Source organism: Leisingera sp. (genome assembly GCF_034669605.1).
In the GTDB taxonomy this organism is placed as follows: domain Bacteria; phylum Pseudomonadota; class Alphaproteobacteria; order Rhodobacterales; family Rhodobacteraceae; genus Leisingera.
Genome location: NZ_JAXMOX010000017.1, coordinates 23,407 through 37,384, shown reverse-complemented (window position 1 = coordinate 37,384; position 13,978 = coordinate 23,407). Strand labels below are relative to the sequence as shown.

Here is a 13,978-nt window from a genome sequence, read left to right as displayed (position 1 = left end):
TTGCCGATATGATCGGGCCGGTTGGGAATGTTGCCCCAGGCGCGGACTTCGCCGCCGCGTTCTTCGCTCGCAACCGCAACCGAAACCATGGCTTTGTGGACGTCCAGGCCTATGAATATGATATCCTGCATTTGGTCTCTCCCCCATTCTTGAAGCACTACGCCCGCCAATCTGGCGCAACCCTCGAACGGAGAATGCCGCGGGAGAGGCCACCGGCCCAGTCAACTGGTGACCCCGATCATCCGGTCTAGCCAGTAGCCGGAATGTTCTCTATCGCTGCCGCTGGTGACGCCAGTCAGCCCAAACGGGACAGCCCGACTCCAAAGGCAGCCGCTCTTTTGTGACGTATTGCCGCCGGATCTTTTCAAACGCTGAAGGCGATAGCCACATGTCCTCGCCATACGGTTCCGATGCAATCAGCGGGTCCTGCTCATGATGACTGAAGGCCCGGCGACCAGCAGTGACGCCGAACCCCAGAATAATGAGAGCCAACTCACCAGCCATCCCGGCACACGGAAGCGCAAGCATCGACCTGAGCTCAATCGGATCCACAAGAACAGCCGCAAGCCCATGAGTGCCAGCTAGACGGCATACCCGTTTTAAGCGTCCTTGCAACAGCACCGAAAGACGATGTGGAATTTCACCCTCCCCTTCTCGGCTGGTTTCGCAATGTGACCATGGTCTTCGGCTGAGACGCCACCTCCGGAAAACGATCGCTCAGCCTGTCCGGCAAGGACTCCAGCCGTGTTCTGACATGTATTTTTTGTTTCATATATCCAGAGACAACACTGGAAATGGAAAGTCAGTTGGCAAACCTTGTTGATTTTGAAAATTCACGATCAGCATTGTAGAGGCAGCGTCACGGGAGCCGTCCGTGATCACTTCGCCACGAACGCACAAGAACCGGCTAATAAGGACATGCGGACAACCTTCCGAAGATCCGCCCGCCGCTCACCGTCGATGATCAAGCGGTTGATATGATATTGACCGTCCTTGGCCAAGTACCCGATGAAGCAGAAAGCTTCTGCGGAAAGACAGGCTGACCTTCCATGTCAGCATTTTCGCCATGAAAGGTGGCAGCTGCAGGCCGTGCTCCGGAAATGCCATAGGACGACGCATGGGTGCCTTTCGCCGCAGGCGCGCGATCCTCGCTGCAATTGCGTAGGAACCAGAAGGGCAGGCGGTTTCCGGTCATTCTCTGCAGGTGCTTAGAACAAGCTTCGAAAAGCGGAAGCAGCCCTTCACAGAACGATGCACCCAGCCCGTGGGCTGCGGCCCCTACCAAGGAAAGCAATGCTCAGGAAGCAAATTTGGCAGGGGAGTAGTCCCCTCATACCATGTGGGTAGGAACCTATGCAGACTCTCGTATGATTAAGGTTGTATCTATCAAGCGGGGCTCCGGCACTGCATCTTGCTCCACCCACTGAGCAATTGCGTCCGCTGTCAGAATTCCCATTTCATGTGCAGGCAATCGAACAGTCGTGATGGCCGGAAAGGCGCATGCCGACGAAGGCAGATCGTCGATCCCTATCAGTGACATTTGATCGGGAATCTGCACCTTGCGCCGGTGAAGCTCAAATGAGGCGCCAAGCGCGAGGACATCTGAGAGACACAGGATCGCCGTGATATGCGGCGCGGATCGAAGTAGCGCGCTGACGGCTTCACCGCCCCCGGCGAAGGTCATCTCTGTTTTGAAATTGATAATATTTTCATGCTCTTGCAGTGCCGACAAACGTGCGTGCATCCGGTCGTTCTGTTCCGTCGGCCCATGGAGTACTGCTATATGAATATGGCCTTTGGTCCAAAGGAATTCGAGCGCTTTTCGGGAGGCTCCGGCATTGTCGTACCCGATTGTCGGGTATCGATAATCCTCTTGATAGAAAGACGTCGCGATCGTCGGCATTCGTGTGCGTGCTACGAGGTGATCAAACTCGGGACTATGGGTGACCCCCGAAACACACAGAGCTTCGGCACCGATGTCCACCAGTCCCTGCGCTTTCTGTGCCTCGACATCGGGATCGCCACCGGTTGTTGCCACCACAAGCGACAATCCATGGGCAGACAGCTTGGCTTCGAGCGCGCCCAGGAACTTGGAAAAGATCGCGTTGTCCAGAGTGGGCACCAAGGCGCCGACCACATGGGAACGGCCGGAGTTGATGGACCGGGCCGCGGCACTGGGAACGAAATGCAAGGCATCAATGGCCGCCTGCACTGCTTTACGGGTCGTGGCATTGACGATGTCCGGCGTGTTGAGAACACGGGAGACCGTCGCTACCGAAAAGCCCGATTCCCTGGCGACATCGCGCAGGTTGGCTTTCTTCTTGCTGCCTGTGTCGGTCATTTTTTGTGCGTTTCCCTGAGTTGCCCAGCGGTTTGGTAGAAAGTTATTGACGTATGTAACCAGTTTCTGCAACCTTGTAACCGGTATCATAGCCATAATCGGCCATGTAACCGGTACCACAGACAGAAGGCAACTTCGATACCATGTACGGCTACCAACTCATCCAGTCTTGCGACAGCATGGGCCTCAGTTCGCCGCAGCGTTCTTTTCCCGGCTTCACAAAGACCTCGGTCGACGTCCTCACCATCGCGCCGCGCGAAGTGCGGCGGATCGACATGAGACATGGCGATCTGGTCAGCGTTCTGGAGGCGGGCCGGGGCGGCTCCTTGCAGGTTGCCGCGTTTGGTCCCCATGGCGAAGACGCGCTTGCGGAGCTGGGCCTGCGGGGCACGGATACGCTCGACCCCGCGCAGGTTGATGCGCAGGCGCTTTCCGGCTGGATATCCGCGCAGGGCGGTGACCCGGCCGCAGAAATTCCCGCCGCTGTCCTGGGTGATCTCGCTGAGCAGATCGTTCTTCAGGCGCGGATGGATCTGACGCTTTGGATCGCACGCCCGATCGGCCGCGCGACCTTTGTTGCCGGCAGCGATTGCGGCGTCGTCACGGTCACCCATCAGCCGGCCAGTTTGCGAAACCGTGTCCTGCCGCCCGAGCTCGGCGAGGTGCGGGATGAATTCACGGTCGCGCGCGGGACGGGCGTCGCCTATGAGGTCAAGAAGGGCGAGTATTTCCAGATCATCGACGTCGAAGGCCAGCAATGTTCCGATTTCATGGCCTTCCGCACAGACGCACTGGATCGCGGCGAGGAGTTGATGATCGACGGTACCGCCTCGCGGTCGATGGCGCGACGGGCCTTCCCGGGGCCCGGCTTGTTCGACAAGTTCTTTGACCAGGAGGTGCGCCCGCTGATGAACGTGGTGCAGGATACCTGCGGGCGCCATGACACCTTCGGTCTCGCCTGCACGGCACGTGTCTACGAGGAACGTGGGTTTCCCGGGCATGTGAACTGTTCCGACAACATCTCGAATGCGCTTGATCCCTATGGCGTGAAGAAACGCTCCGCCTGGCCTGCCATCAATTTCTTCTGGAATACGTGGATCGACCACCATTCACACAACTTCATGACCGAGGAAAGCCACTCGCGGCCCGGTGACTATGTTGCGATGCGCGCGATGACAGACCTGGTTTGTGTTTCGACCGCTTGCCCCGATGACATAGATCCCGTCAACGGATGGAATCCGACCGACATTCACGTGCGCATTTACCGGCCGGACGCGCCGATCCGCCACGCTGTCGCTTACCGAGAGAAAGAAGACCTGCCCATGGCCATCAGCCAGGAATCCGCGTTCCATGAACGTTTGGCGCCCTTGACCCAGCATTTCGCCCCGGTCCGGGATCTCTGGACACCCGTCAGCTTCCCGTCGACTGGCATGCTGGGGGAATACTGGGCGTGCCGGAATGCGGTGACGGTCCAGGATATGAGCGGGCTGCGCAAGTATGACGTGGTCGGGCCCGACGCGGAAAAACTCTTGCAGCTTGCAACCACCCGCAACGTGGCAAAGCTGGCGCAGTGGCGCGCGTCCTACACGCTGATGTGCGACGACACCGGCGCGGTGATCGACGACGGGACCCTGTTCCGCCTCGGCACGGATCTGTTCCGCTGGTGCTGCGGTTCGGAGGAAAGTGCGCGTGTCCTGACGTCCCTGGCTGCCGAGCACGGCTTGCAGGTGCGTGTTCACGCGCTGCAGAACGCCATGCCCAACCTGGCGATCCAGGGACCGAAGTCGCGGGATCTTCTGAAGAAGATCGTGTTCACGCAGCCTCATGTCCCGGCTCTGGAGCAACTCAAGTGGTTCGGTGTCACGGTCGCCCGGCTGAACGATCGGGAAGGCGCGCCCTTCATGTTGTCACGGTCCGGCTATACCGGCGAACTGGGCTACGAGATTTTCTGCGCCAAGGCTGACGCGGTGACGATTTGGGATGCCGTCATGGAGGCCGGCGAGGAGTTCGGCGTCACCCCCATGGGGACCGAGGCGCTCGAGACAATCCGCATCGAAGCGGGGCTTGCGGCTGCCGGGGCCGAGTTCGCACCGGGCGTCGATGCCTTCGAGGCCGGCTTGGGCTTTGCAGTCGACATGACAAAGGCGGAATTCACCGGCAAGGCGGCGCTCGAACGCAACATGAAAAGCCCGCGCCACCTTCTCAAAGGCCTGCTGCTGGGCTGCAACGATGTTCCTGCGCATGGCGCGCCGATCTGGGCCGGTGAGCGGCAGGTCGGGGTAGTCACCTCGGCGACGCGATCTCCGGCGCTGGAGAATGCCATCGCGATCGGCCGCATCTCCATCGAACACGCGGATAACGAGACGCAACTTGAAATCGGTCAGCTCGATGGACGCATGAAGCGCCTCGGTGCGACTGTCACCGACATTCCCTTCATAGACCCGCAACGCAAGCGGGCACGTGCATAACACGACCTTTCATCCAACCAGGAGATCAAGCCTCATGAAAACGCTAAAAAGTCTATCAGTTACGTTGACGCTTGCCCTCGCGGGCAGCGGCGCGGCTGCACAAGAAAAGGTCATGGTGGGCGAGCCGGGCTGGCCCGGCGCGAAAATCATGGCAAGCATCATCGGTACCGTGATCGAAACCCGCCTGGGGGTGGAGGCCGGCTATGCGCCGGGGACGAATGCGGTGATCTTTGCCTCCATGGACGGCGGCCGTGGTGACATCGATGTGCATCCCGATGTCTGGTTGCCGAACCAGTCGTCTTTCACCGAGGAATACGTCGACGAAAAGGGTACGGTGAGCCTGTCGTCGGGCAGCTACGAGGGCCGCGCCGGCGTCTGTGTCCCCACCTACATGGCAGAAGAGCACAACATAAAATCGATCTATGACCTCGCCACGCCCGATGCGCAGAAACTCTTCGACACCGATGGCGACGGCATGGGCGAGATCTGGGTCGGGTCGCCGGGCGCCGCGTCGAAGAACACCTTCATGGTGCGTGTTCGCGATTACGGCATCGAGCCCTTCCTCACGCCGACCATCGAGGATGAGACGATTTTCTTCGCCCGCCTGAAGGACCTCATCGCCGAGAGGAAGGGCGCCGCATTCTATTGCTACACCCCGCACTACGTGCATGCGCTTTATGACACGACGATGCTCGAAGAGCCCGAGCACAACCCCGACACCTATGTCATGGTGCAACCGAACGAGGACGCCGACTGGTACGCGAAATCCAATGTCGACAGTGGCGAGATCGTCAAGTCTGTCACCGTAGCCTATTCCAACAGCCTCAACGAGCGCAGCCCCGCGGTGGCCTCCTTCCTGGCTAACATCGACATGGATGCAGAGGAACTTTCAAAGCTGACATATGCGGTCGTGGTTGAAGGCGGCGAAATCTCTGCGGTCGCCGAAAAATGGGTCGCCGAAAACGGCGAGATGGTCGATGGCTGGTTGGGGCTCAAGTGAAGCACGTTGATCGGGATCAGGTCTGGCGCCCTTCCGGCGCCGGGCAACCAAAAAGTCGTGGGGACGGGATGGCCAAGGAAATTGCAATCGACGCCCGCGGCGTCTGGAAGGTCTTCGGAACACGTCCTGAGGAAGCCTTGGCCGCGGTCCATAGGGAAGGGCTCAGCAAGACGCAGGTGCTGGAACGCTTCAATTGCGTCGTCGGCGTTGCGGATGCCAATTTCCAGATCGAACGGGGCGAGTTGTTCTGCGTCATGGGGCTGTCCGGCTCGGGCAAATCGACACTCGTACGCCATGTGAACCGGCTTCTGGAGCCGACCGCAGGAGAAATTCTGATCGGCGGCGACAACGTGATGGACCTCGACGCAGACGGCCTGCGCGACCTGCGCAACCGCCGGGTCGCGATGGTGTTCCAGAATTTCGGACTGATGCCGCACCGGACGGTGCGCGACAATGTCGCCATGCCGCTGGAGATCCGCGGCACGGGCAAGGCCCGCCGCTGGGAAGAGGCCGACCGCGTGCTCGAACTGGTTGAACTGACCGGCTGGGAGGACAAGTACGCACATGAGCTGTCGGGCGGCATGCAGCAACGGGTGGGACTGGCCCGGGCGATCGCCTCGGACCCGGAAATCCTGCTGATGGACGAGCCGTTCTCGGCGCTGGACCCGCTGATCCGCAAGCAGTTGCAGGACCAGTTCATGGCACTCAGCCGCGATCTGAAGAAGACCACGATGTTCATCACCCATGACCTGGACGAGGCCATCCGTCTTGGCCACCGCATCGCGATCATGAAGGACGGGCGTATCGTGCAAATAGGCACTCCGGAAGACATCATCCTGAACCCGGCGGACGAGTATGTCTCGAATTTCGTGGCCGGCATTTCCAAGCTGCACATGATCTTCGCCCATTCGGTCATGACGCCGGTGGAAGAACACGAAGCCCGGCACGGTCCCGTGCCGGTCGATGCTCTGCAAGCCCACCCCGAGATGGATCTGGACGCCTTGCTGGGCCTTTGCGCGGAAGGGCACGGGGTCGTGGCCGTGGTGGATGACGGGACCACAGTCGGCGTGATCGACCGCACCGGTTTGATCCGGGCCATCCAGGAAAATCAGGCGTAGGAAAGAACATGTCCGCAATTAAACCTGAAACGGCCGAGCGCCTCGGTACTCTGGTCGAAGACTTCGTCGGCAGCAGCAAGGATTATTACCGCAAGACCTTCGCCTACATGATGGAGGCGCCCGGCTATCGCTTTACGCTGAACCTTGCCGCGGCGCTCCTCGGCCCGATCTGGTTTGGCGCAAGGGGCCTATGGTCCTGGTTCCTGGGGTTCCTGATCCTCGAGACCTTTGCCTATGTTCAAATTGGCAAGGGGCTGCTGGGCGATCTCGGGCGCGAACAGCGTCAGCGTGCGGAGCAAATCGGCGAAACGCTGGACCTGCGACGTCAGCAGATCGAGGCGGCCGAACAATCCGGGGCGTCTTCTCTGGGGGCTCTGAAACGGGCGGCGGAGTCGCTCGAAGGGGCCTTGGCAAATGCCCAGGCCGCCGCGTCGCAGGCAGATGCCGCGGGGTTCTGGTATGTTCTGTTCGGCCTTGTCGTGCTCGTCCTTTTGAAATTCACCCAGGCAGCCATGGCCAACTGGACGCTCGAGGGGCAGTTCACCCGCTGGCGGTCGGACTCGAGTGTGGCGCACGGATGGTCCGCCGCGCGGACTGTTGTCGCATCCGTCCTGTTCGGCGGTGTCGCGGTGATGACCATGGTCAAGTTCGCGCAACCCGACGCGTTTGCAGTGCTCAAGGCGTTTCCGACCAACCGCAACTGGCGCCTGAACGTCGGCGACGGGGTGCAGGCGGCGTTTGACTGGACCAAGGTGAACGGGCGGGGCTTCTTCGAGGGGCTGACGCTGGGGATGCGCACCTTGCTCGACGGGATCGAGATTGTTCTCGTGCAGACGCCCTGGCCGGTCGTCGGCCTGGTGATTGTCCTGCTCGCCTATCTCAGCGCCGGTGCGCGGGTCGCGATCTTTACCGGTGCGGCGCTAGCCTATCTCGGGCTACTGGATTTCTGGGAAAAGGCCATGACCACCATCGCCTTGCTGGGGGCCGCGGCGCTGATCTCGATCACGCTCGGCATTCCGCTCGGCATCTATTGCGCCCGCAGGCCCCGGGCCTTTGCCGTGGTGCGTCCGATCCTGGACTTCATGCAATCCATGCCAAGCTTTGTCTACCTGATCCCTGTGGTTGCCTTCATCGGCGCGGGCAAACCCGCCGGTGTGGTCGCCACGATGATCTTTGGCAGCCCGCCGGTCATCCGCTTCACGGTGCTGGGCTTGCAGCAGGTCCCCGAGACGGTCCGGGAAGCCGCGCTCGCCTTCGGGGCAACGCCGCGATACCTGCTGTGGCGCGTGGACCTGCCGCTGGCGGCGCGCACGATCATGGCGGGTGTCAATCAGACCATCCTGATGTCGCTGGCGATGGTGGTGGTCGCGTCTCTGATCGGGGCAAAGGGCCTTGGCGAAGACGTTCTGGAAGCTCTGCAATACGCTGCCGCAGGGCAGGGTATCCTCGCAGGGCTCGCAATTCTTTTCTGCGCCCTGATCCTCGACCGAATTGTCGCTGGCAAGCGACAATAGCGTCAACTTAGGCCCGGCGGCAGCCTTGGGCCTCGATGTCGCGCGACCTGTCGTCCCGGCTCAATTTGTCTGTAACCCCCACCTCTGCGGCCTATTGTGATCGCATCCATGTCACTCGGCATGATATCGGGACCGGGCATAGGCATTCAAAAGGGACCCGCCTGACGCGCGGGCTGCTGGCCCGAGGCGCCGTAGCGCTCAAATAGCGCAGGCGGTTCGGGCCAGCAGGTTTTCTTGGATCACCGCTGCTGCGATGATCTCGTCATAGGCGGTTTTCATCCCGTACAGTTTGAGCTGGCCCATCGCGTCCAGCACCTGCGATCTTTCCATTCTGCGGTCTCCTCAAGGTGTCGTAGCGGGTGCAGTCGGCGGCTGGCTCGCAGGTCATCCGCGAACTCGAGGAGATGACCGAACGGCTGGTCGGCAAGCTCGACGGGCAGAATTCCGGACAGACGGCCCGCGGGCGCCGCGCTTCCGATCGCGGGGCCTACAGCCGATTCACCCGTGCCGTCGCCGAGGCCGAGCTGACCCGCTTCATCAAGCCCGACCTGCAGGCCGGCCTGTTCAGCAGGACGCTCGATGAGGAGGACATCGCCCGCGCCGAGTTCTTCGACGGCAAGCTGGCGCTGCTGACCAACGCTGCCGACCTTGGCCCTGCCGAGGCCGTCGCCCGATAAAAGTCGCTTGACGATATCGAGCGCGGGTTCAGAGTGCTGAAATCCGACATCGAGATCGCCCCGGTCCAACACCGCCTGCCGGACCGCATCCGCGCCCATGCGCTGATCTGCTTCCTGGCACTGGTCCTCTACCGCGTCCTGCGGATGCGGCTGAAGGCGAAGGGCCATTCCGCAAGCCCGCGCACCGCGCTTGACTTGCTCGCGCGCATCCAGAAGCACACCGCCCATGCCGGAAACCGCACCCTGCAGGGCATCAGCAGAACAACACCGGAGCAACTCGGCCTCTTCGAAGCCATGGACCTTCCCAAGCCCGCCTGATGGGCGCTGTTGTCACATTTTTGTCCATTCGGTCGTAACAATATCAATTGCTTGCGCGTTTAACTGACGAACTTGGGAGGAAGCGACATTTGCTAAGTATCAGCTGGGCTGTTGATAATCCGGTTCCCCGGCCCCGATATGCTGCGGCGCGGCCCGCCGTTCCCGATGGGGTGGATAGCTCCTGCCCCCCCCGGCGCCGCAATGCGCCATACCGGGAAGAAGGGCTGTCAGTGAAGCGGCGGCGCGGCCGCAAGCGGGCCCGTGGAACGCGCTGCCCGATGCCGGAGGCGGCGTATCCCAATGCGCGCTGGTCTCTGGACTTCCTGGCTGACAGCTTCGGGGCATCCCGGAAATTCCGCATTCTGGCGGTGACAGACGATTGCAGCCGCGAAAACCTGTGCCTGATTGCTGACACCAGCATCTCCGGCGCACGTGTTGCGCGTGAGCTGGATGCGCTGGTGCGGATCTACGGTAAACCCGGATGTATAGTCAGCGATCGAGCCATTGAGGCGCCATTGGTCCGAGCCCAATGGCGAGGGGGACAGAGTTCTCGAGCCGGGCCATTCTGAGGTGGGCCGATCAGAGCGCAATTCCGTGGCACTATATCGACCCAGGGAAGCCGCAGCAGAACGCCTTTATCGAGCCATTCAACGGCAGCCTGCGCGACGAACTGCTGAACGAGGAGATATTTGACACCTTGGACGACGCCCGCCGGAAGCTGGCGCTCTGGCGTTACGATTACAGCACCGTCAGGCCGCACTCATCGCTCGGGAACAAAACACCGGCCGAAGCGCGCCGGACGCTTGAGCAATTTGAGGGCTCCGCGCCCGCCGCGCTTGCCAAGCCCGGAACCGGCGACTACCAAAATCAAACCAGCAGACTCTCGTTATGAATGAGGGACCAGCGGGGGGCAGGTCACAGCGATGAAAGCCTTTCAAGATAGCTACTTAGAAGCGGTCAACAGGCCCTGCGGGCTTCTCTGTTAAGAGCCGGGCCACGAGCGCCTGACGACAAAGCAATACGCTGCGCGCAGGGGGCAGGCTGGTGTATGACCCGTACGATGCTCCGGAACGTCCGCTGCCTCTGGAGATGCATGCTCGGCCCGCTCAATCTCTTGATCGACTGCTCTGGCTGTCAAAGGCGCGTGGAGTGAGGAGGGTCAGAAAATGATCCGGGCGATTATTTTCCCGACAAAAGGATGCACTGTATCACACTGATCGGCCAAAGCGCTCATGGCGCGGGACTTCGGCCGGCAGGTCGTGGAGCTTCAGGTCTGCATCGCCGTGCTCAACTGATACACGGTTCTCGGCTTAACTGATACCGTGGCCGCAGGATGGGGCTGTCCGGGGAACGGGGAAGCACGGCCTTCAGCAGGGCCGCGGCCAAAGTCGTCGCCTGAACTCAAGCGGGAGAGGGTATACTTACCCCAACAAATGCTTTTTGCCACATCGTGGATCGCTGACAACTGTGCGGTTGCGGATCACGCCGGAGGCCACAAACGTTTTGAGACTGCGCTAACTAGCGTTTGCAACTGCCCGACTTTGTCGGCGAGTCCGCGTTGAGGTTGTACTGAATCCCATTGCAATTCCTCAGGGGTGCGGTGGTGGAATATGATCCAGTTTGGGTGCCAAGCTTCGATCATATGACCCGTTTCATAGTAAGTGATGACAAATTTATGTGAAGATTCTTGCGGAACTTGCGTCACAATCACCCTGGTCAAACCAGAGGATGACATGACTGCGCTCGATACTTTCAAGGCCGCGCTGCAAGGCGCCGACGTTCATGATCGGGTCCGTGAGGGGCTGATTGGCGAGGATGTACAGATCAATGGCCCGTTCGGGTCGCGTCCGCTGATCTACGCCGATTACGTGGCCTCGGGCCGCGCTCTGGCGCAGGTCGAAGACTTCATCCGCGACCACGTGCTGCCCTATTACGCCAACACCCATACGCAGGCTTCGTTCTGCGGTGAATACATGACCAAGCTGCGCGAGGCGGCGCGGGCCGAGGTGGCCCGGCTGACCGGGGCGGGCGCGGGCATGAGCGTTGTGTTCACCGGGGCGGGCTCCACCGCCGGGATCAACCGCATAGTCGGGCTGCTCGACCTTGCCGGGATGGTCCGCGCGGGGGAGCGGGTTCTGGTGCTGACCGGGCCTTATGAACATCACTCCAACATCCTGCCGTGGCGCGAGACCGGCGCAGAGGTGATCGAGATCGCGGAGGCACCCGGCGGCGGCGTCGACATGGATGATCTGGAACGCACGCTGGCGGCGGCGCAGGGCGCGGCGCGGATTGTCGGCACGTTTTCGGCGGCATCGAACGTGACCGGCATCCTGACCGATGTGGATGCGGTGACGCGGACGCTGCGTGCCCATGGCGCGCTGGCGATCTGGGATTACGGCTGTGCCGGTCCCTATTGCGAAATGGATATGAAGGCCGGAACCGATGCCTGCAAGGATGCCATCGTGTTTTCGGTTCACAAGTTTCCCGGCGGTCCCGGAGCCAGTGGTGTCGCGGTGATCCGCGACGGGATCGCCCGCCGGGCCACGCCGACGCTCCCTGGCGGCGGCACGGTCAGTTTCGTGTCGCCCTGGGGCCACGTCTATTCCGACAGCCTGTCGGCGCGGGAGGAGGGTGGCACGCCGAACGTGACCGGCGACATCCGCGTCGCGCTTGCGATGCTGGTCAAGGAAGCGCTGGGTCAGGACTGGCTTGATGCGCGGCAGGCGGCGCTGCGGGCGCGGGCGCAGGCAGTCTGGCACCAAAATGACAGGATCGAGCTGCTGGGCATTCCCGGCGCTGAGGCGCTGCCGATCTTTTCGTTTCGCGTCCGGGACGGGCAGGGGGGGCTGTTGCATCACCAGTTCTTTACGCGCCTGCTCAGTGATCTGACCGGGGTTCAAGCTCGCGGGGGTTGCGCCTGCGCAGGCCCTTACGGCCACCGGTTGCTTGGGCTGGGTAAGCTCGATTCCGATGCTACAATTGCGGCGCTGGACAAGGGCGAGGAAACGGCTAAACCCGGTTGGGTCCGGCTTAATCTTTCGGCTCTGATAACCGATGAGAAGGCGGATACGATTATTGCGGCGGTGGATGATCTGGCACGGATCGCCACAGAGTATGCCGATCAGTACCGTGTCGATACAAGTACCGCCCGGTTCAATGCCAAAAGCACCCAGAAGGAAACGCTCGTTTCATGACCGCAGTCCGGATCAGTCCCATTGCCAATCCCGCGTTTCGGACGCTTTTCGCGGCGCAGGTCTTTTCACTGCTCGCGATCGGCCTGATGACCGTGGCAATGTCGCTGGCGGCATACCGGATCGGCGGGACGGCGGCAGCGGGGCAGATCCTCGGGTTTCTTCTTGCGGTGAAGATGGTGGCCTATGTCTGCGTCTCGCCGCTGGCCGAAGCTTTGTTTGCCGGACGCCGGCGCAAACGTGTGATGGTGGGGCTGGATGTGGCCCGCATGTTTCTGCTGCTGCCGATGGCCTTTGCCACGCAGACCTGGCAGATCGCCGCGCTGGCGCTGGTCTTTTTTGCGGTCTCGTCGGGGTTCACACCGCTGTTCCAGTCGGTGATCCCGGATGTGCTGCCGGACAAGCGCAGCTATAGCCGGGCGCTGGTCTGGTCGCGGATCGCCTACACGCTGGAATCGGTGCTGTCGCCGGTGATCGCGGCTATGGTGTTGCAGGTGGTGGCTGGCGCGTTCCTGTTCTGGGTGGCGGCGGCGGCCTTTGCCGGCTCCATCGCGATGCTGCTGATCACGCATTTTCCGGCGGACACCGGGGACCGGCGCAAGGGCCCGTTCCTGACACGGGCGCTCCGGGGAGTGGCGATCTACCGCAAGACACCGCGCCTGCGCGGGCTGTTCCTGCTGAATTTCGCGCTGTCGCTGAGCATGGCGTGGGTGCTGGTCAATTCCGTGGTACTGGCGGGGGCGCGTCTGGGGGATGCAGAAGCACATTTCCCGATGCTGATGGCCTTTTACGGGCTTGGCGCGGCGATTGGCGCGGTTCTTGTTCCGCGTCTGATCGAGGCGCTGGAAGAGCGCCGGACGATGGCGGCGGGTGCGATGCTGCATGCGGCGCTCGGCTTTGCCATCGCACTGCCGCTGGGCTACGCCGGGTACATGGCGCTTTGGGTCGGGTTTGGGCTGGCGGCGTCGCTGGTGCTGACGCCGGGCGGCCTGGTGATTGCGCGCTCCGCCGGGGCAGGGGACCGCGCGTCGGTCTTTGCGGCGCAATTCTCGCTGTCCCACGCGGGATGGCTGGTGGCCTATCCGCTGGCTGGCGAGCTGGGCGCGCGGGCCGGTCTGGAGCCGGCGCTGATGATCCTGTCGGGACTGACCATTGGCGTGGTCGCGCTGGCGCTGCGGGTCTGGCCCGCAACCGATCCGCTGACCCGCGAACACGAGCATCCCGATCTGCCGGAGGACCATCCGCATCTGCGCGATACCCCGGCGCATGGGCCGCGGCAGCGGCATGCGCATGCCTTTCATATTGACGATCTCCACCAGGACTGGTCCGTCAGCCAGCCTGCCTGAGCCTG

The 13,978-nt window shown here is 61.8% G+C and carries 7 protein-coding genes and 4 pseudogenes; 9 read left to right on the top strand and 2 right to left on the bottom strand.

Annotation, left to right across the window (positions count from 1 at the left end):
- Nucleotides 1-1,351: 1,351 nt before the first annotated feature.
- On the bottom strand, nucleotides 1,352-2,341 hold the full coding sequence (locus tag VOI29_RS03730) for a LacI family DNA-binding transcriptional regulator (protein ID WP_323776093.1): 990 nt from the start codon (nucleotides 2,339-2,341) through the stop codon (nucleotides 1,352-1,354).
- Nucleotides 2,342-2,484: 143 nt separating this feature from the next.
- Here VOI29_RS03730 and VOI29_RS03725 point away from each other — a divergent pair, with 143 nt between their 5' ends.
- From VOI29_RS03725 to VOI29_RS03710, 4 genes are all read left to right on the top strand, one after another.
- Nucleotides 2,485-4,809 (top strand): DUF1989 domain-containing protein, encoded by a 2,325-nt coding sequence (locus tag VOI29_RS03725; protein WP_323776092.1) that lies wholly within the window; start codon nucleotides 2,485-2,487, stop codon nucleotides 4,807-4,809.
- A 34-nt stretch (nucleotides 4,810-4,843) separates the two neighbouring features.
- Complete coding sequence (locus VOI29_RS03720) at nucleotides 4,844-5,809, top strand: glycine betaine ABC transporter substrate-binding protein (RefSeq protein WP_323776091.1); 966 nt, start codon at nucleotides 4,844-4,846, stop codon at nucleotides 5,807-5,809.
- 68 nt (nucleotides 5,810-5,877) lie between these two features.
- Complete coding sequence (locus VOI29_RS03715) at nucleotides 5,878-6,927, top strand: betaine/proline/choline family ABC transporter ATP-binding protein (protein WP_323776090.1); 1,050 nt, start codon at nucleotides 5,878-5,880, stop codon at nucleotides 6,925-6,927.
- An 8-nt stretch (nucleotides 6,928-6,935) separates the two neighbouring features.
- The gene (locus tag VOI29_RS03710) at nucleotides 6,936-8,441 is read left to right on the top strand and encodes an ABC transporter permease (RefSeq protein WP_323776089.1); all 1,506 of its coding nucleotides are present in this window, start codon (nucleotides 6,936-6,938) and stop codon (nucleotides 8,439-8,441) included.
- A 240-nt stretch (nucleotides 8,442-8,681) separates the two neighbouring features.
- On the opposite strand, the pseudogene VOI29_RS03705 reads toward VOI29_RS03710, so the two are convergent.
- A pseudogene (locus VOI29_RS03705) lies at nucleotides 8,682-8,771 on the bottom strand (ATPase); the annotation flags it as partial.
- Between the two features lie 56 nt (nucleotides 8,772-8,827).
- Here VOI29_RS03705 and VOI29_RS03700 point away from each other — a divergent pair.
- From VOI29_RS03700 to VOI29_RS03685, 5 genes and pseudogenes are all read left to right on the top strand, one after another.
- Nucleotides 8,828-9,436: pseudogene (locus VOI29_RS03700) on the top strand (IS1634 family transposase); the annotation flags it as partial.
- Between the two features lie 209 nt (nucleotides 9,437-9,645).
- Nucleotides 9,646-10,328 (top strand): annotated as a pseudogene (locus VOI29_RS03695) (integrase core domain-containing protein); the annotation flags it as partial.
- A gap of 297 nt (nucleotides 10,329-10,625) precedes the next feature.
- A pseudogene (locus tag VOI29_RS24555) lies at nucleotides 10,626-10,731 on the top strand (IS5/IS1182 family transposase); the annotation flags it as partial.
- A gap of 438 nt (nucleotides 10,732-11,169) precedes the next feature.
- Nucleotides 11,170-12,630 carry an aminotransferase class V-fold PLP-dependent enzyme gene (locus tag VOI29_RS03690; RefSeq protein ID WP_323776088.1) on the top strand — a complete coding sequence of 487 codons (1,461 nt, stop codon included), beginning with the start codon at nucleotides 11,170-11,172 and terminating at the stop codon, nucleotides 12,628-12,630.
- Nucleotides 12,627-13,973 carry an MFS transporter gene (locus tag VOI29_RS03685; protein WP_323776087.1) on the top strand — a complete coding sequence of 449 codons (1,347 nt, stop codon included), beginning with the start codon at nucleotides 12,627-12,629 and terminating at the stop codon, nucleotides 13,971-13,973. Before VOI29_RS03690 ends, VOI29_RS03685 begins: the two co-directional genes overlap by 4 nt.
- Nucleotides 13,974-13,978 lie beyond the last annotated feature (5 nt).